The sequence below is a fragment of the Paraburkholderia sp. Cpub6 genome (assembly GCF_014201065.1).
Lineage (GTDB): Bacteria > Pseudomonadota > Gammaproteobacteria > Burkholderiales > Burkholderiaceae > Paraburkholderia > Paraburkholderia tuberum.
Genome location: NZ_JACHDM010000018.1, coordinates 60,056 through 78,515 on the forward strand (window position 1 = coordinate 60,056; position 18,460 = coordinate 78,515).

General features: G+C 65.6%; 25 protein-coding genes. 10 read left to right on the forward strand and 15 right to left on the reverse strand.

The genetic code is table 11. The features are described 5' to 3' along the window. Positions 1 to 180: 180 nt before the first annotated feature. The 3 genes from HDG33_RS25495 to HDG33_RS25505 are packed head-to-tail and all read right to left on the reverse strand — an operon-like array spanning position 181 to position 1,344. Complete coding sequence (locus HDG33_RS25495; RefSeq protein WP_184035298.1) at positions 181 to 726, reverse strand: cupin; 546 nt, start codon at positions 724 to 726, stop codon at positions 181 to 183. A gap of 53 nt (positions 727 to 779) precedes the next feature. After that, positions 780 to 1,004: a hypothetical protein gene (locus HDG33_RS25500; protein ID WP_184035551.1), complete on the reverse strand. Its 225-nt coding sequence runs from the start codon at positions 1,002 to 1,004 to the stop codon at positions 780 to 782. Positions 1,005 to 1,017: 13 nt separating this feature from the next. Continuing rightward, positions 1,018 to 1,344, reverse strand: coding sequence for a hypothetical protein (locus tag HDG33_RS25505; RefSeq protein WP_184035301.1), 327 nt, complete (start codon positions 1,342 to 1,344; stop codon positions 1,018 to 1,020). A gap of 198 nt (positions 1,345 to 1,542) precedes the next feature. On the opposite strand from HDG33_RS25505, the gene HDG33_RS25510 reads away from it, so the two are divergent. Continuing rightward, the gene (locus tag HDG33_RS25510) at positions 1,543 to 1,779 is read left to right on the forward strand and encodes a hypothetical protein (RefSeq protein WP_184035304.1); all 237 of its coding nucleotides are present in this window, start codon (positions 1,543 to 1,545) and stop codon (positions 1,777 to 1,779) included. 47 nt (positions 1,780 to 1,826) lie between these two features. Here the strand turns inward: HDG33_RS25510 and HDG33_RS25515 are convergent, their stop codons facing one another. Continuing rightward, positions 1,827 to 2,072 (reverse strand): DUF6723 family protein, encoded by a 246-nt coding sequence (locus tag HDG33_RS25515; RefSeq protein WP_090809892.1) that lies wholly within the window; start codon positions 2,070 to 2,072, stop codon positions 1,827 to 1,829. A gap of 177 nt (positions 2,073 to 2,249) precedes the next feature. On the opposite strand from HDG33_RS25515, the gene HDG33_RS25520 reads away from it, so the two are divergent. Continuing rightward, positions 2,250 to 2,624 carry a hypothetical protein gene (locus HDG33_RS25520; protein WP_260330586.1) on the forward strand — a complete coding sequence of 125 codons (375 nt, stop codon included), beginning with the start codon at positions 2,250 to 2,252 and terminating at the stop codon, positions 2,622 to 2,624. Here the strand turns inward: HDG33_RS25520 and HDG33_RS25525 are convergent. After that, complete coding sequence (locus HDG33_RS25525) at positions 2,541 to 3,218, reverse strand: MarC family protein (protein ID WP_018425193.1); 678 nt, start codon at positions 3,216 to 3,218, stop codon at positions 2,541 to 2,543. The two genes, HDG33_RS25520 and HDG33_RS25525, sit on opposite strands and share 84 nt — an antisense overlap. Before the next feature lie 349 nt (positions 3,219 to 3,567). On the opposite strand from HDG33_RS25525, the gene HDG33_RS25530 reads away from it, so the two are divergent. The 3 genes from HDG33_RS25530 (at position 3,568) to HDG33_RS25540 (ending at position 6,068) form a co-directional block, all read left to right on the forward strand. Beyond that, positions 3,568 to 3,783, forward strand: coding sequence for a DUF3311 domain-containing protein (locus HDG33_RS25530; protein ID WP_184035307.1), 216 nt, complete (start codon positions 3,568 to 3,570; stop codon positions 3,781 to 3,783). Then, positions 3,780 to 5,255, forward strand: a complete 1,476-nt coding sequence (locus tag HDG33_RS25535) for a sodium:solute symporter (protein WP_184035321.1) — start codon at positions 3,780 to 3,782, stop codon at positions 5,253 to 5,255. The genes HDG33_RS25530 and HDG33_RS25535 overlap by 4 nt, the downstream gene beginning before the upstream one ends. 162 nt (positions 5,256 to 5,417) lie before the next feature. Then, positions 5,418 to 6,068 carry a glutathione S-transferase family protein gene (locus tag HDG33_RS25540; protein WP_184035334.1) on the forward strand — a complete coding sequence of 217 codons (651 nt, stop codon included), beginning with the start codon at positions 5,418 to 5,420 and terminating at the stop codon, positions 6,066 to 6,068. A gap of 12 nt (positions 6,069 to 6,080) precedes the next feature. Here the strand turns inward: HDG33_RS25540 and HDG33_RS25545 are convergent, their stop codons facing one another. Both HDG33_RS25545 and HDG33_RS25550 read right to left on the reverse strand, forming a co-directional pair. Beyond that, a complete protein-coding gene (locus HDG33_RS25545; RefSeq protein ID WP_221311534.1) occupies positions 6,081 to 7,277 on the reverse strand; it encodes a GGDEF domain-containing protein in 1,197 nt (398 codons plus the stop codon). Next, positions 7,234 to 8,013 (reverse strand): hypothetical protein, encoded by a 780-nt coding sequence (locus HDG33_RS25550; protein ID WP_184035340.1) that lies wholly within the window; start codon positions 8,011 to 8,013, stop codon positions 7,234 to 7,236. Before HDG33_RS25550 ends, HDG33_RS25545 begins: the two co-directional genes overlap by 44 nt. Positions 8,014 to 8,114: 101 nt before the next feature. Between HDG33_RS25550 and HDG33_RS25555 the strand changes: the two genes are divergently transcribed. The 3 genes from HDG33_RS25555 (at position 8,115) to HDG33_RS37595 (ending at position 10,171) form a co-directional block, all read left to right on the forward strand. After that, complete coding sequence (locus tag HDG33_RS25555; RefSeq protein ID WP_184035343.1) at positions 8,115 to 8,408, forward strand: hypothetical protein; 294 nt, start codon at positions 8,115 to 8,117, stop codon at positions 8,406 to 8,408. Positions 8,409 to 8,592: 184 nt separating this feature from the next. After that, a complete protein-coding gene (locus HDG33_RS25560; protein WP_184035347.1) occupies positions 8,593 to 9,660 on the forward strand; it encodes an FUSC family protein in 1,068 nt (355 codons plus the stop codon). A gap of 325 nt (positions 9,661 to 9,985) precedes the next feature. After that, on the forward strand, positions 9,986 to 10,171 hold the full coding sequence (locus HDG33_RS37595; RefSeq protein WP_260330587.1) for a hypothetical protein: 186 nt from the start codon (positions 9,986 to 9,988) through the stop codon (positions 10,169 to 10,171). Positions 10,172 to 10,249: 78 nt separating this feature from the next. Here HDG33_RS37595 and HDG33_RS25570 read toward each other — a convergent pair whose 3' ends face one another. The 5 genes from HDG33_RS25570 to HDG33_RS25590 all read right to left on the reverse strand — a co-directional run bounded on the left by HDG33_RS25570 (position 10,250) and on the right by HDG33_RS25590 (position 14,182). After that, the gene (locus HDG33_RS25570; RefSeq protein WP_409259070.1) at positions 10,250 to 10,534 is read right to left on the reverse strand and encodes a cupredoxin family copper-binding protein; all 285 of its coding nucleotides are present in this window, start codon (positions 10,532 to 10,534) and stop codon (positions 10,250 to 10,252) included. 132 nt (positions 10,535 to 10,666) lie between these two features. Next, the gene (locus tag HDG33_RS25575) at positions 10,667 to 11,611 is read right to left on the reverse strand and encodes a metallophosphoesterase (RefSeq protein ID WP_184035353.1); all 945 of its coding nucleotides are present in this window, start codon (positions 11,609 to 11,611) and stop codon (positions 10,667 to 10,669) included. Positions 11,612 to 11,783: 172 nt separating this feature from the next. Beyond that, positions 11,784 to 12,743: an aldo/keto reductase gene (locus tag HDG33_RS25580; RefSeq protein WP_184035356.1), complete on the reverse strand. Its 960-nt coding sequence runs from the start codon at positions 12,741 to 12,743 to the stop codon at positions 11,784 to 11,786. Between the two features lie 49 nt (positions 12,744 to 12,792). Next, positions 12,793 to 12,930: a hypothetical protein gene (locus HDG33_RS25585; protein WP_260330588.1), complete on the reverse strand. Its 138-nt coding sequence runs from the start codon at positions 12,928 to 12,930 to the stop codon at positions 12,793 to 12,795. A 76-nt stretch (positions 12,931 to 13,006) separates the two neighbouring features. Further along, a complete protein-coding gene (locus HDG33_RS25590; RefSeq protein WP_184035359.1) occupies positions 13,007 to 14,182 on the reverse strand; it encodes an epoxide hydrolase family protein in 1,176 nt (391 codons plus the stop codon). A 116-nt stretch (positions 14,183 to 14,298) separates the two neighbouring features. On the opposite strand from HDG33_RS25590, the gene surE reads away from it, so the two are divergent. Then, entirely contained in the window at positions 14,299 to 15,078 is a 780-nt protein-coding gene (gene surE / locus HDG33_RS25595; RefSeq protein WP_184035362.1) for a 5'/3'-nucleotidase SurE, read from the forward strand. Positions 15,079 to 15,109: 31 nt separating this feature from the next. Here the strand turns inward: surE and HDG33_RS25600 are convergent, their stop codons facing one another. Continuing rightward, a complete protein-coding gene (locus tag HDG33_RS25600) occupies positions 15,110 to 15,910 on the reverse strand; it encodes a DUF4148 domain-containing protein (RefSeq protein ID WP_184035365.1) in 801 nt (266 codons plus the stop codon). Between the two features lie 246 nt (positions 15,911 to 16,156). Next, a complete protein-coding gene (locus HDG33_RS25605) occupies positions 16,157 to 17,056 on the reverse strand; it encodes a DMT family transporter (RefSeq protein ID WP_184035368.1) in 900 nt (299 codons plus the stop codon). A 23-nt stretch (positions 17,057 to 17,079) separates the two neighbouring features. On the opposite strand from HDG33_RS25605, the gene HDG33_RS25610 reads away from it, so the two are divergent. After that, positions 17,080 to 17,565, forward strand: a complete 486-nt coding sequence (locus HDG33_RS25610) for a PA14 domain-containing protein (RefSeq protein WP_184035380.1) — start codon at positions 17,080 to 17,082, stop codon at positions 17,563 to 17,565. Between the two features lie 176 nt (positions 17,566 to 17,741). Here the strand turns inward: HDG33_RS25610 and HDG33_RS25615 are convergent, their stop codons facing one another. Next, positions 17,742 to 18,377, reverse strand: a complete 636-nt coding sequence (locus HDG33_RS25615) for a carbonic anhydrase (protein WP_184035393.1) — start codon at positions 18,375 to 18,377, stop codon at positions 17,742 to 17,744. Positions 18,378 to 18,460 lie beyond the last annotated feature (83 nt).

Sequence of the window (18,460 nt, forward strand, 5' to 3'; positions counted from 1 at the left end):
AATCGCGCGCGTCCGGGCATGTCGATAAGGACGCGAAGCCGCACGTGGAACCGCCCACGTGCCGGCGTCAGCGCCGAAAGCGCGCGGGAAAATCGCGGCAAAGCCCACAGATGATGCGCCTAACCGCGCAACTCTGCACGCCACGCCGCGGCAGGTCGGTTGCTTCGCAAACGACGAAGTTCAGGCCGACTGCAGCCAAAACTCGATGACGGGACCATGCTTGCCGTCGATCGGATCGAGCGGCGGAAACGGCAACGCCAGCATCTCGGTGAGTTCCTGCGGCGTCAGCGCTTCGCGGCGAATGTCCCATTGCTGCCCCAATGGATAGCCCGCCACCACCTGAAAATGCCGTTCGAACGATTGCAGACAATGGCCGGTGCCGGCCGGCAGCAGCAGCACGTCGCCCGCGTGCACCGTCACCACGCGTCCGCCCGGCCCGCCGACGATCACCTCGGCGCTCGCGTCTGTCACGCCGAGCACCTCGTGCGCGGTCGCGTGAAAGTGATGGAAGTCGAAGATGCCGTTGCGCCACTGCGCGGGCCATGCATTGCGCTCGAAGAGGATTTCGAACGCGGCGGGCAGATTGCCGCTGCCGGGCGCCAGCGCGCGCCGGTACAGCACGACCGGCAGCTTGCTGTTGTTCGGCACCCAGTCGTGCGGCTCCAGCATGAACGCTTCGTATTCGGTCTGCGCGGCGTCGAAGCCGTGCCTGGACTCGTTGAACATGGTTGCTCCTGGCTTGTGATGCGGTTGCCGCGAACCTGCGCACGAGCAGCCGGCTAGCCTCCGCCGATGCCCTGCAGCACCTTGCCCGTGCCGCCGCACACCGCGCAGCGAGCGCCCTCGACCTTGCCCGTACCGTGGCAGGCGGCGCACAGGTCTTCGCCAGCGCCCGACGTGTTGGGCGGCGCTTCGTCGCCGGGGTTCATCGATTCGGTTGGATTGTCCGGTTGTATGCGCTTTCTCCGGTTGGGTGTTGACGGATTCGATGCACGGGCTGGCACGCAACGCGCCGCGTCATTTCTCGCCCGGCTGCTTGTGATGCGATTCGCGCCCGCCGCCCCCCGGCGGCTCCGCGTGCTCGCCGCTGCCGAGCGGCACTTCGGCGCCGTGGCGCGGCCGCTCGCTCGACCGTGGCGGATTGGTCGCTTTGTCCACGCCGGTCTGCACGACCGGTTCGATGCCGAGCGGACTCGGCTCGACGTAGTGCGTGCCGCTCGGCTTGTTGCGGGCTTTGACTTCGTCGGACATCGGAGGCGCGGCGCGGCTATCTGGCCGCGCGGACTGCTCGCCGCCTGGCGTCGCGCTCTGCTGCGGGGTGTCGGTCGATTGGGGATCTTGCATCGCGCCCTCCTCGTTTGTTCTGCCGTCGATTCGCGTCGTTACGCGCCATCTCGAACGGGCATCTGGTTCATGCAGCAACATTCGAGCCTTGCCGGAGAAGTCCGCGCGCAGCGCAACAGGCACGGCCATTGCGATCCCGAAGGCGGTAGCACGACACGTTCGCTTTGTAAAAAAGGCGCGCCCCCGAAGGAGAACCTCATGAGCATTACGACAATTCGCGTATCCGATACCGAGGTGCAGGTCGAGCGCACGCTGTACACGTTCGCGCAAAAGAGCGACGCCGATGCGTTCCAGAACTGCCTCGTCGACGGTTCGGTCGACACCTGCTATCGCGATCATCCGCCGCTGTCGGCGCGCCCCACCGTGCCCGACGAACATCCGGACGATCCCGCGCGCGGCAGCACGATTTCGCCGTCGCTCGGCGGTCTGCCCTGATGGCTCTGCGCCTCTCACGGAAGCACTGTCAAACCGGCTGCGCCCGCTCAGCCTTCGGGCGCGGCACGATCGGCCGCGACGAGCTTGCGGCCGTACGCAATCGCGGCGCGGCGTGCTTCGTCGGCGGTCGCATAGGGGCCGATCTGCGGTGCGCCCTCGAACGGGAACAGAATCCGCCTGTCCGCTTTCCTCACAACCTTCAGTCCACCTATGTATCGGCCGTCACCTGTTCCGTGATAGCTGGCGAAAATCTCGAAGTCGTCGTCGGCAACGTCGGCCTTGTGTCGCGCCATATGCGCTCCTCGTCCAGTGCTTTGCGTGGGCGATGTCCAATGTGAGCCGGGCGCGCGCGGTCATCGCGATGCGGCGCGCGTGCCGGGTTCCAGCAATTGGCGTTCCACGCGAACGCCATCCGTCGGCATGCGGCACGAGCATTGCGCGTCTGAACGAAGACTATGGGGAGAGGACTGATGGATTTACCTGATACGAGCCGGCAAGCGCCCAGTGCAGTCGGCACATTCGACCTGAACGCGCCAACCCACGCGCAAATTTCGTTGCAGTCGCTGCCGCTGCCGCTGCCGCTGCATCCGCATGCGCCGATGCCGCCCGAAGTCGACCCCGACATCGCGCCGAACACGCCGCCGCCGAAGATCGACCCCGATCCGATCCCGGACGATCCGGTCGACGTTCCGCACGAACCACCCGAAGGCGATCCACCGGCGGCGCCGCCGCCACAGCATGCATGGCGCCGGCATGCGGCGCTAGCCCGCCGGCGGGCGCATCGTCGCGATCGGAATCAGGAATTCGGACACGCCGGTCAGAATGATCTGCACGCCGATGCATAGCAGCAGGAACGCCGACACGCGCAACGCGACCTTGGTGCCCTCGACGCCGAGATAGCGCGCGAGGATCGTCGCGCGGCTGTAGATCAGATACACGCAGACGGCCACCGCGAACGTGATGGCGACCGACGCGATGCCCGACATCACGAACGCCGACAGCTTGTGCGTGCGATTCGCCGACAGCGCGATCGCGGTCGCGATCGAGCCGGGGCCAGTGGTCAGCGGCACGGTCAGAGGAAAGAACGCGCGCGATTTCGCGGTTTCGGCGTCGACGCGCTTGACTTCCGTCTGCTCGACCGCCGGCGTGTCCGGCGCATTGAGCATTTGCCAGCCGCCCACGGCAAGCGCGAGCCCGCCGCCGATGCGCAGCGCCTCCATTGAGATCCCAAAGAAATGCAGGATCGGCGTGCCGATGAAGAATGCCACCAGCAGCACAACGGCGGCGTTGATCGCGATCTTGCGGGCGAGTAAGGTGCGCTCGTCGAGGGTCAACGACGCGGTCCGGTCCAGAAACACAAACGCGCCGCTGAATGGATTGATGATGCTGATTAAGCCGATAAAGCCAAACATGATGTCCGAGATCAGACTTTCGACCATGTGCGTGTCCGTGTGCCTGCTTGTCTGCGTGTGCTCGCGCGGGTTCGCGCCTGGGCGCGCCGCCGGTCATGAACCCGGCCGGAATCGCGCGGTCCGGAAAATGCTGCAATGCTCGCAGATCATATCGCGGCGCGCCAGTCTGCCTGCAGAAAAGCCGCCCGACACCTTGCGCGCCACGGCGCGTCCCGCTTTGCACTGCAGCAATCCGGGCTGGAAAGATGCAATTGCAGCGGTCGAAACTCCGACATTTATTTTGACCTACTTTACGGGACCGAAGTATCCGGCATACAGTCCTCAGCGAAGCCGGAATATCAACGACACATACCTACTGGTTCGAGGAGTTGTCCACATGCTGCTTCGTGTACTTGCCGCGTTGCCGTTCATCGGCATCCTGGTCGGCATTTCGTTTGTCAATCGCGTCGAGCCGCTCGTGCTCGGCATGCCGTTCGTGCTGGCCTGGATCGTCATGTGGGTGGTGTTGAGCGCGATCATCATGGCGATCATCTACAACCTGGATCCGTCCAACCGACACGTCGCCGCCGATGGCGAGGAGGTTCGCCCATGAGCGCACTCGTCATCATCGCCGCCGTTACGCTATTCGCGCTGTTCCTCGGCGTGCGCGCAAGGCGCGGCCACGACATGAGCCTTGAGCAGTGGAGCGTGGGCGGCCGCAGCTTCGGCACCGCGTTCGTGTTCCTGCTGATGGCCGGCGAAATCTATACGACCTTCACGTTCCTCGGCGGCAGCGGCTTCGCGTACGGCAAGGGGGCGCCGGTCTACTACATCCTCGCGTACGGCACGCTCGCGTACATCCTGTCGTACTGGATGCTGCCGCCGATCTGGCGCTACGCGAAGACGCACCGCCTGGTCTCGCAGCCGCACTTCTTGACGCGCAAATACGAGAGCCCGGCGCTCGGCACGCTGGTCGCGCTGGTCGGCGTGGCCGCGCTGATCCCGTACCTGGTGCTCCAATTGAAGGGCCTCGGCATCATCGTCTCGACCGCGTCGTACGGTGCGATCTCGTCGACGGCGGCGATCTGGATCGGCGCGATCGTCGTGACCTCTTACGTGATCGTGTCGGGCGTGCGCGGCTCCGCCTGGAACTCGGTGGCCAAGGATCTGCTGATTCTCGCGATCGTGCTGTTCCTCGGCATCTATCTGCCGCTGCATTACTACGGCGGCTTCGGCGCGATGTTCCGCACGATCGACGCCGCCCGTCCCGGCTTCCTGACCTTCCCGGCGCGCGGTTCGAGCGTCGTGTGGTTCCAGTCGACGGTGCTGCTGACCGCGCTCGGCTTCTTCATGTGGCCGCACACGTTCGGTTCGATCTTCACGGCGAGGGACGAGCGAATCTTCCGCCGCAATGCCGCGATTCTGCCGCTCTATCAGCTGATCCTGCTGTTCGTGTTCTTCGTCGGCTTCGCGGCGACGCTACGCGTGCCGGGCCTGAAGGGCGCCGACATCGACCTGTCGTTGTTCCGCCTGTCGCTGCAGACGTTCGATCCGTGGTTCGTCGGCGTGATCGGCGCGGCCGGTATCCTGACCGCGCTGGTGCCGGGCTCGATGATCCTGACCTCGGCGTCGACGCTGCTCGCCAACGACGTGTATCGCGGCATGGTGAACCGCAACGCGTCGGATGCGTCGGTCGCGGTGATCGCGCGCTTCCTCGTACCGGTCGTGGCGCTGGTCGCGGTCACCTTCACGCTGAACGGCGGCGAAACCATCGTCGCGCTGCTGCTGATGGGCTACAGCTTCGTCACGCAATTGTTCCCGGCCGTGCTCTGCAGCCTGTTCCCGCACAACCGCGCGACGAGGCAAGGCGCGTTCTGCGGCATCGTCGCGGGTGTCGCGGTGGTCACACTGACCACGACGCTGCACTGGAGCGTGGGTCAACTGATGCCGTTCCTGCCCGATGCGCTGAAGGACGTCAACATCGGCTTCCTTGCGCTCGCGGTCAACGTGATCGTGTTCGTGATCGTCAGCGCGGTGACGCAGCCGAGCGTAGCCGAGCAGGAGAAGCACGCGTCGGCGCATTGAAAGACCTGGCCGCGGGCGTGATTTGAGGCTTGCTGTTTCGAGCGCCCGCATTTGCGTACGCTGGCGCCTGACGCATCTGAAGGGGCTGTTCGTTTCGGCGACAGCCCCTTATTCTTTCTGTTCACGGCTCGACCGCGCTCTCGACGATCCACGGAGCCCCGAATGTCCTACGTTCTCTACTACTCGCCCGGCGCGGCCAGCATGCCCGTGCACTGGATGCTGCTCGAAATGGGCGTGCCGTTCGAAGCGCGCCTCGTCGATATCGACGCGGGCCGGCAGCACGATCCCGAGTATCTGCGTCTGAATCCGGCCGGGCGCGTGCCCACGCTGGTCGTCGATGGCGTGCCGCGGCATGAATCGGCCGCGCTGCTGATGCTGCTCGCCGAGCGCCACGCCGAGGCCGACCTCGCGCCCGCGCCCGGCTCGGCCGCACGCGCGCAATGGCTCGAATGGATGATCTGCCTCGCGAATACGCTGCTGCCCGCGATGCGCGACTGGTTCTACGCCGGCAGCGACGGCGACCCCGCGGGCGCCGAGGCGGTGCGCGCGCTCGCGCAACGCCGCATCGAAGAAGCGTGTGCGCGGCTCGACAGGCATTTCGCCGACGGCCACGCATACCTCGCGGGCGGCAAGCTCAGCACCGCCGATCTGCTCGCGCTCGTGCTGATGCGCTGGACCCGCAACATGCCCCACCCGGCGACGGTGGGCTGGCCGCATCTCGCGAGCTATATCCGCAGGCTGCGCGCACGGCCGGCGTTCATCGAACTCAACGAGCGCGAAAAGCTGACGGAGTGGCGCAACGAAGGCCAGTGACGTTCAGGCGGTTCACAACGTCGCTTCCCTGCCCGTCTGCGCCGCGAACGCGAAGCCGTTCTTGCCGTCGCGCTTGACCTGATACATCGCGGCATCGGCGGCGGCGACCAGACGGCGGTGATCCTCGACGTCGTCGGGATAACTCGCGATGCCCACGCTCGCGCGCACGCCGCCGATTCCCATCTGTGCGTCGGTGTCGACCACGCAGGCCATCAGCCGGCGCGCGATCTCGGCGAGCTCGTCATCGCCCGCAAAGGTGCGCACCAGCACCGCGAACTCGTCGCCGCCGATGCGCGCGACCAGATCGCCTTTGCGCACCGACGCGCGAAACCGGGCGGATACCGCGGCGAGGAATTCATCGCCGGTGCGATGCCCGAACGAATCGTTGACCTGCTTGAAGCCATCGAGGTCGATATACAGCACCGCGAGGCGCTGCTCGACGGCCGCGGTCCGCGCGTGCCTGGCGGCAGAGTCGAGCGCGGCCAGCAGCTTGCGGCGGTTCGACAGGCCCGTCAGCGAATCGTGCAGCGACGCCAGCTCGAACTCGTGCGACTGCCCCGCGAGCTGGCGGTTGCGCTTCGCGTACATGCCGAGCGCCGTGATCAGCATGCAGAACAGCAGCGCGGCGAGCGCGATCAGCGTGCGTGCGACGTGCGCGACGCGCAGCCGCACGTCGGCGCTCGACGCGTCGCGCTGCGCGCGCCAATAGGCCGATACGCTGCCGAGCATCGCCGCGACGGCTTCGGGCGTCGCCTGTGTCGGTGACACCGACGGAATGGGCGGCGCCAGCGACGGACTCGCGTTGACGAGCGCCGCGAGCGCCGCGAAACGCTGCGCGAGTTCGGCGCGCGCCGCGTCATAGGCCGGCACGAACGACGCGTCGTGACTCGCCGGGGTGTCGGCCATACGCTGCCACGCGGCCAACTGTTCGCGCGCGCTGTCGACGCGCCCGGCGGCTTCGAGCACGAGGCCCGCGTACTCCTGCTTCAACTGATCGGAGAACACCGTGCGGATCTGCATCGCTACATACAGCAGGCCGAACAGCAGACACAACAGCGCGGCCACGCCGACGCTCGCGGGCCCCGGCCGGAAGCGCCACACCGGCACGCGCGCGTGTGCGGCGCCGCGCAGCCCCGCTCGCCCCGCTGGCCCGACGACCGCGTGCTCAGGGATGGGAGTAGGGATCTTGTTGCCGTCGGCCGTTGTCATGTTGACGATAGCTCACGCGTCGAAAGAACTGTCCGATCCGCGCAAACAGACCGCCCTTCTGCTGCGACGACGCGCGCCGCTCCTGCTGTGCGAGCCGCGTTTCTTTCGCGTCGTGACCGGCCGCGGGCTTCGCGGTGGAATTGGCGGCATTGGCGACGTGCCGCGTGTAGCCCGGCGGTGGCGTGGGAACAATGGGGGCTGTGGGTGGGTTGGCCGACATATCCGCCGACATATCCGCGGACATATCCGCCGAGGTATCGACCGGCGTATCGGCCAGCGTGGCGGTGAGATTCGGGTCAGGCGTACTCGCGCGGATCTGCCCGGACCACACGGCCGGGTTGGTGTCCTCGAAGCCGCCGTTCGCGCCGGCCGCTTCGAGCGCGACGTCTGGCGCGGCGGGCTGCCTGGCTGACGGCATGGCGAAGGGCGCGGCGGCCTCCTCCGGCGCGTGCGCGACGGCCACCGTCGGCACCCGGGCCGATGCCGATGAGCCGAGCGCCCGGCGCGCGCCCGCAATGGCATCCGCGTACGTCTGCTGATCCTGGTTGAACCAGACGCCGTAGGCGACGGTGCCCATCACACCGAAGGTCAGCGCGCCGGCCGCCGCGAGGCACAGGGCGAGGCGGCCGAAGCGCGGGGGCGGCACGCCCGATTCGTCAGGGCCGTCGGGTTCGAAGGAGGACCGGCCGTCCGTTGTGGAATGACGCAAGTCGATATCGTCGGGATCGGTAGCCATCGCAATACGCTCCGGGTATGCCACTTCTTGCAGACAAACTGGCGCGCTGACGAGCCGGCGCGTAAACCGAACTCGCAGGCTGCCGCTGCACGCAATGCTCAATGAATGTAATCCTGTCGCGAACGGCCGACAACATAGCAGCGTTGCGTTTCCGCCTCGCTTCGGTGGTGCTTCGAACGACGCCGCCAGATGCCGTGTGGGTTGGCAAAAAAGCGTGCAAAGCCGGTAAAAACTCCAACCCGGTAAAGAGCCCGACAGCCAGCCGTGCGCCTGCCGAGGGCCGCTACGCCCGATGCGACGCGGATTCTGCGAAACGCGCCAACGCGGTCGCCGTTTCGCATGCAACAAGCGGGCCTGGCGGCGAACGCGCGCGCGACGCCGAAACCGCCGCTTGAAACCCGCGTTGGACTGCGCGCTGCGCGCCGCGCGCCTCGAGCAGCATTCCGCGAACCTGCTGCCGTGCGAATTCCCGAAGCCGTCCGCGCCGGATGGTAAGGTCACGTGCGCGCATGTCGCGAACGCCGCGCCGTGCCGGGCCCAACGGTGCCCGGCCCAACGTCATCGGTCAGCATAAAAATCATGTCGAACAGGTATCTGCACCAGCCACTCACGCCGTTGCGCCGCGCGCTCGCGCGCTTTTCTCTGTCGGAAACCGCCAAGTACACGAAGCTGACGCTCGGCCTGTGGATCGGTTTCGGCATCCCATACCTGCTCGGCTTTCCCGACGCGGCCGTGCCGCTCGCCGGTTCGACGATGCTGACGCTGGCGCTCGGTAGCTCGATTTCGGCGGCTCGAAGCTACTTCTACAAGCGGGTGTTTTCGAATGTGGTGGCGATGCCGATCGGCACGCTGCTGATCTGGCTGACCGCGCCGCACCTGTGGATGGGTGCGGCGCTGCTGCCGGTCGTGATCTTCGGCATCGTCGCGCTGCGGCCGTCGCTGTTCCAGATGACCAGCATCACGGTGCCGATCACGCTCGTGCTCTATACCGGCGAACATCTTCCGCTGCTCGAACAGCGCCTGATTGGCGTGGTACTCGGCATGTTGCTCGGCTTCGTCATCCAGCAGATCGCGTTTCCGCCCGATCACGGCTACTGGGCGAACACGCTCGTCAACGACGGCAACGAACAGGCCACCGATGTCGTCGCGCAGCTGGCCACGGGCCAGCTCGACAAAGCGCAGATCAAGCCGGCGGCCTCCAGGCTGCGCACGCTGAGCACGAACCTGAAGCAGGCGCACCTGCTGCTGAAGACCGACCTCGAGCAGGCGTGGGTGTCGCCACATCTGAAGCGCAACGCGGCACGGCTGCCGGTGTTCGCGAGCTATCAGGAGACCTTCGATTCGCTGGTCAATTTTCTTGAAACGATGGACACGTTTCACGATCAGTTCGCCGCGCTCGACGCCGCGTGGCGCGAAATGTTTCTCGCGCGGCTCGCGCGGCTCGTCAACGCGCACCGGCAACTGGCCGAGGCGGCGGACCTGCGCGTCGAGCGCCCGCCGCTCGACGCGCCGCCGCTGCATTTGGAGGACCTGCGTCAGCTGACCGAGGACCTGCCCGCGTCGAACGTGTTTACGAGCGTGTACCTCGGGCATCTGACCGGCTATGGGATTCTGCTATGCCGGTTGAGCGAGCTGCATACCGCGTGAGCGGCGTTCCGCACAGTCAGAACTACCAGGACCGCAACGCGATGCACGATGGGCAACTGAGGCAAATTGTTTTGCCGAGTACGAATTTGATTTGGAGCAATGCAACTTCGTACGAGCGATGACCCAAGACCCCCGTGCTTATGCCATGTGCAAACAGACGGCATTTCAAAATTACCAGAGCTGCAGAGGTTTCTGAGATGACAAAGCGCCAGCGTGCCACCGTGATTTTTTATAACGAGGATACGAGGATGCCTGTGAAATCCAGGTATGTACCGTGCCGCGCGAGGAAGTCGAGGGGGCAATAGATCGGCAGATCGCGCGCAGAATGGCAATGACTGTGCCTCTGGGTTCGGACGATTGCCGCGCGCCGATCACGGACGAAACCTTGCGTCAAATCGGAGGCATGGCTGTTCTCAACCAGGCGTCTGTCCATCCCGAATTGCGCGATCGTCTGCAGATTTCGCTGCACCACCCCGTCGACTGGGGACAGGCCAAGCCGCCTACGGAATAACAGTGCTCGCGATCCAGGGTTGAGTTCGGAGCCAAATCCGAACTGCCCTGGCTGAGCAAGGGCTTGGCGGCAATTGGATCATTGCACGGTAATGGTCGCCTTCATGTTCGGATGGATGCCGCAAAAGATCTTGTACACGCCCGGTTTATCGAATTTGAACTGATAGGTGTCGTCCTGATCGAGCGCGGCCGAGCGGAACAGGCCCGCGTCGTTGACCACGGTGTGCGGCTCGCCGTCGAGATTCTTCCATGTGACCGTCGTGCCCGCCTTGATGGTCAGTTCCATCGGCGAGAACATGAAGTTCTTGATGACGATCGTGCCAGGCGTCGACGCGACGGTCTGTTTCTGCACCTGCATCGGCATCGTCGTTTGCGCAAACCCGGGCCCCGCCGACACCGCCAGAATCGCGACACTGGGGAGTAGAATCGCGAGCGCGCGGCCCATCATCCTGGTTAGCATCATTGATCTCCTCGAGCGTAAAAGTAGCGCGTGTCGTCAGGCGAGCGTCGTGTCGTCGAGCGTCGCCTTCAGCGGATGACGCGCGATGCTGACGCTCGTCACGCCGAGCATCTTCGGCAGCTGGTCGCTCGCGACCTTCAGCGGCCCAGGGCCATCGCCCTGGCCGGCGCTCGGCTGCGGATAGGCGGTCGAGCGCGCGGTATGGAAGGTCACGTTGCCCTCGACCTTCGTCACGATCTGATGAATGTGGCCGTTCAACACCGTCACGGAACCGAAGCGCTTCAGATAGCTCATCGCCTGTCCCGCGTCGCCCGTGCCCCAGCCCCACGGCTCGTAGATGGTCCACATCGGCATGTGCGCGAACACCACGACCGGGGTGCTCGACGAGCGGCCTTTCAGATCGTTTTCGAGCCATTCGAGCTGCTCGTCGCCGAGACCGCCGAGGCCGTTCGGCTTGAAATGCATCACGTTGACGAGCCCGACGAAATGCACGCCCTGGTGATCGAAGCTGTAATAGCCGCGGTTATCCGAAGCCTTGCCGAAGCGGCTGAAGTACTCCGTGCCGGGGCCGTCGGTGACGTCATGCTCGCCGGGGACCGTGTGCAGCTCGGTGATCTTCAGTCCCGACATCAGCTGCGCGGCCAGATCGAATTCCGCGGGCTTCGACAGATGCGTGATGTCGCCGGTGTGAATCGCGAGCGGCGGACGCGCCGGCATCGCGTTGACGTAATCGATCGTCTGTTTCAGCGTGCCCGCGACGTCGGGATTCGCCTCCTTGTTGAAGCCGATATGCGTGTCGCTGATCTGCAAGAAAAGCGGCGTGCCAGCCGCTGGCGTCGCGGTGTTCGCGTCGGCCGCGAGCGCGAGTTCGACCGGGGTCAGCACGCCGCCCGACAGCATGAACACGGTGCCGAGGCCACCGAACGCAAGACACTTCAGCGCGCCGCGACGCGCCGGGTCGAATGAATGATGTGACGACATGATGACCTCACGATAAGGATTCGCCGAACCGAATCCGGTTCGTGAGGCATGACTGGCGTGTGGCGGGTTTTATTCCCGTGTCGTGCGGCGTTTGTGGGAGGCGGCGCCTGTATGCGAATAGCAAGCGGCAAGTAATCGCCGTGATGGATTGCGCACTGGATTGCGCATCAAGTCAGCCGCCGACCGCCGCGATGATCCGCGCGCGCATCGCGTCGTCGGGTAGCGGTCCCGATCCCGCGCGCACGTTGTCCGCCATGTATTGCGGCCGCCCGGTGCCCGGAATCACGACCGTCACCGCCGGCTGCGCGAGCACGAATTTCAACAGAATCTGCGCCCAGCTCGTGCAGCCGATTTCGCCGGCCCATGCGGGCAACGGCATTTTCATCACGCGCGCGAGCAAACCGCCGCCGCCGAACGGCTGATTGATCACGACGCCGATGCCGAGATCGGCCGCGAGCGGCAGGATGCGCTGCTCGGCCGCGCGATCGTCGGCGGCGTAGTTGATCTGCACGAAGTCGGGCTTCTCGCTGCGCATCACCGCCGCGACTTCGTCGAACGCGCTCGACGTGTAATGCGTGATGCCGAGATAGCGAATCCGGCCGCGCGCTTTCCAGTCGCGCAAGGTCGAGAGCTGCGTGCGCCAGTCGAGCAGATTGTGGATCTGCATCAGATCGACATGCGGCTGCTGAAAACGCCGCAGCGATTCCTCCATCTGCGCGATGCCGGCCTCGCGTCCCTCGGTCCAGACCTTGGTGGCGACGAACGCCTTGCGATGCGCGTCGAGCTGCGTGAGCAGCGCGCCCGCGACCGCTTCCGACGAACCGTACATCGGCGAAGAATCGATCACCGAGCCGCCCGCTTCGAACAGGATGCGCAGCACCTCGGCGAGTTGGGCGCGCGCGGCGGCATCGTCGCCGACGTCGAAGGTGCGCCACGTGCCGCAGCCGATCACCGGCAGCGCTTCGCCGGTGGACGGGATCGCGCGGCGGCTCATGCGGGGTAAGGCGGCGCCGGATTGCGCGTGCGCCTCAGTTTGCGCGGACGTGACGCGCGACAGCGCAAGCGCTGCCGGCAGCCCGAGCGCCGTGCGCAGAAAACGGCGGCGGTGATCGTGGTTCGACGAATGTGCCATAGCGTGTATGGTGCCCTCGTGCATGAAAGTTCGACCGTCATCGCAACTGCTATAACACACCGCGCCGCGCGAGTTCGATCGACAAGCTCGCCGCGTCGACGAACCGGAAGCCCTGAAAACCGGCCGCGAGCGCGCCGTCCACGCTGGCCTGGCTGTCGTCGATGAATAGCGTGTCCGTTGCGGCCACGCCGAGGCGTTCGACGCGCGCCGAATGAATAAAAAAGGCGGCATGAGCCGCCTTCGCCGTTAGTGATCGACGCTGCCTAGCGCGCTTTCTGCCGCAACGGCCTGAAGAACTTTCGAATCTCGGCCGCGAGCAACGCGGGCTTTTCCATCGCCGCGAAGTGCCCGCCGGCTGGCATTTCGCTCCACTGCGCGACGTTGAAGGTTCGTTCGAGCCAGCTTCGCGGCGGATGATTGATCTCCTTCGGAAACAGCGCGAAGCCGACTGGTGTGTCAATGCGCTCGCCGTCGGAGAAACGCATCGGCTGCAGGCGGTTTTCCCAATACATCTGCATCGCTGGGCCGATGCACTGCGTGAACCAGTACAGCGAGATATTGGTCAGCAGATCGTCTTTCGGGAACACGCTTTCCACCTCGCCGCCGCAATCGCTCCACGCCCGAAACTTCTCGCCGATCCATGCGGCGAGTCCCACCGGCGAATCGTTCAGCGACGCGGCGACCGTCAGCGGTTTGGTGCCGTGCTGATGCGCGTAACCGCCTTCGAGTGCGGCCCAGTCGTTCTTCTCGCGCAGATAGTCCTGCTCGGCCGGCGTCAGCTCCCGCTGCGCCGCGCCGATCGCCGGCTCATAGGAACTCGGCAGGAAGTTCAGATGGATGCCGTCGACCACCCGCGGATGATGCGCGGCCAACGCGATCGACACGCCCGCGCCAAGATCGCCGCCCTGCGCGCCGAAGCGCTCGTAGCCGAGCCCGCGCATCAGTAACACCCACAGGTCCGCGACCTGGAACGCGGACATGCCGGCCTGCGCGGGCGCAGGCGAAAACGCGAAGCCCGGCAGCGACGGCGCGACGACGTCGAAGGCGTCGGCGGGATCGGCGCCGAACGCGACCGGATCACACAACTGATCGAGCAGCGCGTGAAACTCGAAGAAGGAACCGGGCCAGCCGTGCGTGATCACCAGCGGATAAGCCTGAAAGCCGGGCGCGACACTAGCGGCGCGCCGATGCGCGAAGTGCACGGTCTGGCCGTTCACGTCGGCGAGAAATTGCGGCAGCTGGTTCAACCTGCGTTCGGCCGCGCGCCAGTCGAATTGCCCGGCCCAATAGGTCGCGAGTTCGCGCAGCCAGGCCGGGTCGGCGCCCTGCCGCCAGGCGGGCGCGGGCGTCGCGGGCGCCCAGCGGGTGGCGTGGATGCGGCGGCGCAAATCGTCGATGTCCTGATCGGCGATCGCAATCTCAAACGGGTCGATCTGCACGGGGGTCGTCCAGGGTCGTTGGCGGCTCACCGTCATCGTACGCGCGTCCGACGAAAGCTCGATAATGGGCGTCCCTTCCCTACGATTCATTCACCGAGCCACAGGAGATTGACGCGATGTCCGCTTACGAATCCAAGCTGCCGCGAGTGCTGCTGACGAACGACGACGGTATCGACGCGCCCGGCCTCGCCGTGCTCGAAGCCGTGGCCGCAGAGCTCGCGCACGAAGTCTGGGTGGTCGCGCCCGAGCACGACCAGAGCGGTACGTCGCATTCCATCAGCCTGCATTCGCCGCTGCGCGTGAGCCGCCAGGGCGAACGCCGTTTCGGCGTGACCGGCACGCCCGGCGATTGCGTCGTGATGGGCGTGCGTCATCTGATGCGCGAGGCGCCGCCGTCGCTGGTGCTGTCCGGTGTCAATCGCGGCGGCAACCTCGGCATCGAAACGATGTTCTCGGGCACGGTCGGCGCGGCGATGACGGGTCTGCTGCTCGGGCTGCCGTCGTTCGCGCTGAGCCAGGCGTTCAGCGATCGCGAGCGCGTGCGCTGGGACACCGCGCGCACGCTCGCACCCGGCGTGATCCGTCAATTGCTCGCGATCGAGCATGCGGCGCCGACCTGCCTGAACATCAACTTCCCCGACGTAGATGCCGCCGACGCCGGTTCGCTGACGCCGACGCGCCAGGGCGTCGGGCTCGTCAGGGACATCGAGGTGCTGCCGGAGGTCGACCCGCGCGGCATCGCGTATCACTGGCTGCGCTTCGATCGTGGCCCGCGCGAGAACGATGCCGACAGCGAAACGGCAACCGTCGCGGCGGGGCGCGTATCGGTCACGCCGCTTGCTTTCGATCGCACCGACGAAGCCACCTTCGCGCGGCTCGCCGCGTCGTTGATCTAACGGTTGCCGGGGACGCGGCGCGAGGCCCGCTTCAGTGTGCCCCAGGTCCCGATGGCTCGGGTCTGCCGAACGCGGGCATCGTACCGTTCTCACGCGCGCGCACGAGTTCGGCCTCTACTTCGGCGCGGGTTTTGGGGCCGTTGCTGGCGACCGCTTGAGTTGCGGACGGGCTGGTCAGCCCCGTGCGCGGCATCGACCATGGCGACTCGACGCCTTGCGTTGCATATTGCGGCAACGGCCGCGCCTCTGGCACGACGCTGGCCGCTTTCTTCCCAGACCGCTCAGCACTAGAACTTTTCCGGTGGCTGCCGCCCCGCGCATGACTACCCGATGTCGTCGCAACACTTTGCGCTGAGCGAGGTTTCGTCGTGGTACCCGACGCAACGCGGCTATGGTGTGCGTGCCCGGTCTTTGCCGTGGGTGGCGCCTGGGTCCGGTTCGAAGTCACCGCAGGCTGCGGCGGCAAACTCGTCTGCTGCGGCTGCGGCTGCGGCTGCGGGAACTGCTGCTGTTGCTGCGCCTTGTTCGACTCCCGCGCGAACTGCAACGCCGCGATGGCCAGAGCGTCGCCCGCCTGCGCTCCAATCGACGCGGCCGGCTGAGCCCGCAAGGCGGTCACGTCGTCGCGCAGCGCATGGCGCCGCGTTGCCGGCGCGACCGTCGCCGCGCCGGGCCGGCCTTCGCTCTGCCCCGCCGCCGCCGTCGCGCTGACACCCCGTTCGCCGTCGGGGACGAGACTCACGTCCCGACCGGACGACCAGTCGTTGTCCAGCTGCGACACATAGGCCCCAATCGTCACCGCGCCGAAGACGAGGCCCATCAACACGATCATTCTCGGTTCGCTATACAAGGCACGCTCCCCATTCCAACCGATCGACCGACCCAGTAGTCAAAGTGTGGGCGATACGAATGACAGTGTTTTCCTTTTAGGCCCAACAACCGACGAATCGGCGGATCTGGTCGGGGATGTGTCCGAAACCGACGGGTATTCTTCCGTTCAAACGCGCGCTTTAATCGGAGTCCCAAGCGGTTCTTCCGGCGCCGCCTTCGACCCTGTTTTCAGCGACGCAAGCGCAGCTCAGACGAGCGGCCCTTCCTCCGGCTTGCGGCGCATCGCGACGGCGATCGAACTGCCGACGATCAACGCGATACCGAGCATCGATATTCCGCCGATCGTCTCTCCCCACACCAGGTAGCCGAACAGCGCGGCCCACACGATGCTCGTGTAGTTGTACGGCGCGAGCGCGCCGGCATCGGCATCGCGGAACGCCATCGTCATCAGCAACTGGCCCGCCGTCGCAAGCGCGCCGAGCAGCGCCATGATCGCGAGCGCATCGAACGACGGTGTGCGCCACGCGAAGACCAGCGACGCGCCCATGACGACCGTGCCGACCAGCGTGAAGTACAGCACGGTCGTGCCCGAATCGTCGCTGGCTTTGATGCGCTTGATCTGGATGATCGACAGCGCGCCGCACAACGCACTCGCGATCAGCAGCGCAGGCCCGAGCCAGCTCGCATGCGAGCCGTCAGGGCGCACCACGAGCAGCATGCCGGCGAAACCGACCGCCGCGGCCAGCGCGTCGCGCGGCTTGAGCGTTTCGTGCAACAGCAGCGGCGCCAACACGATCACGAGCAAGGTCTCCGAATAGACGATCGCGACCGCCTCGCTGAGCGGCATATACGGCAGCCCCGCAAAGAACAGACCCGATGCGCCGAGCAGCGTCAGCGCGCGCAGGGTCTGCCCGCGCACGTCCAGTTGCCGCAAGCGCGTGGCGAGCGGCTTGCCGCGCAGGCACATCGCGACGGCCGGGAACAGACCGAACAGCATGCGGAAGAACGTGACCTCGTTGGCCGGATAGGCGAGCGCAAGCGATTTCGCGAGGGCGTCGACGAGCGCGAAGCAGAACATCGACACGAGGATCAGCGCGACGCTGCGCAACGGTACGGCGCTCGGGCGGACGGCGGCGACGGGCGGCATGGACGGTTCGGTGAGCGTGGGTGATGGAAAACAGGATTATGCCCGCGCTCAAGCTGCCGGTGCTGCAGGTCGCGTACTACAACGATCCGACCTTCAGCGCGGCGCCGGTGAAGACGTCGATCACGCCGCTCATCGATTTCGATCTGAACACCGAGCGCGGCACCGATTCGCCCGATGCATCGGCCGGCGTCAACGCGACCAACTACGGCGTGCGCTGGACCGGCGCGCTGAAGGCGACACAGGACGGCGAATATACGTTCACGATCAACAGCGACAACGTCGCGCGTCTGTGGATCGACGGCGTGAAGGTGATCGACAAGACGAGCACGACGCCAGGCAGCGCGATCGGGAAGGTCCATCTCGCCGCGAACCAGAGCGCGTCGATCAAGGTCGAGTACGTGCACGGCAGGGGCGCGGCGAGCATGCATCTGCTGTGGTCGAACCCGGCTGCGAAGAGCCCTGCTGTGTTGAAGATCGTGCCGTCGGATTCGCTGGTGACATCGAACTGATAGAGGTGGTTGTGCCGGGCGGCGCGGTGGGATCGAAGCCGCGTCGCCGCGCCGGCCAACCCGAAAAAACAACGCGGCGCACCGGAAAAATCCGTTGCGCCGCGTTCGCTTTATGCAAGGCTTTTAGCAAGCCAAGGTGTTAATCCCTCAAACTAAAAACCCGTTTTAATGCCACTTCAACTCGCATAAATTTCCGGATTATCCGCAAGCGGCAGGAATTTACCGGTCTTGCCATCGAGCGCAAGCATTTCGGCGCTTTCGATATTGAAGATCCAGCCATGCAGCCGCAGCGTCTTGTTCACGAGTCCGACCGCCACCGACGGATGCGTGCGGATGTTGCTGAGCTGCGCGATCACGTTGTCCTTGACCAGCGCCTCGAGACGCTCCGCATCCGAGCCGTAGTGGCGCGACGCGTTGATCGCCTTCGCCGCATCCGCGTGACGCAGCCAGCTCGCGACCGCCGGCATGTGCTCCAGATTCGTGCAGCTCGAGATCGCTGTCATCGCGCCGCAGTTCGAATGGCCGCAGATCACAATGTCGGTCACGCCGAGCACGGCAATCGCATATTCGACGGTCGCCGACACGCCGCCCGGCTCCGGACCATACGACGGCACGATGTTGCCCGCGTTGCGGATCACGAACAGCGACCCCGGTTCGGTCTGCGTCAGCAGTTCCGGCACCACGCGGCTGTCCGAACACGTCACGAAGAGCGTGCTGGGATTCTGCGCGGTCGACAAACGCTTGAAGAGCGCGCTTTGCTGTGGAAAGACCTCGCGTTGAAAGCGGATCAGACCTTCGATGATTTCCTGCACGATATTCTCCAGAGAATCGAAGAGACGGATTTAAAGTTGCCGCGACTATACCGCAGCCTTTCAATCGTCGCGCGAATCACCGT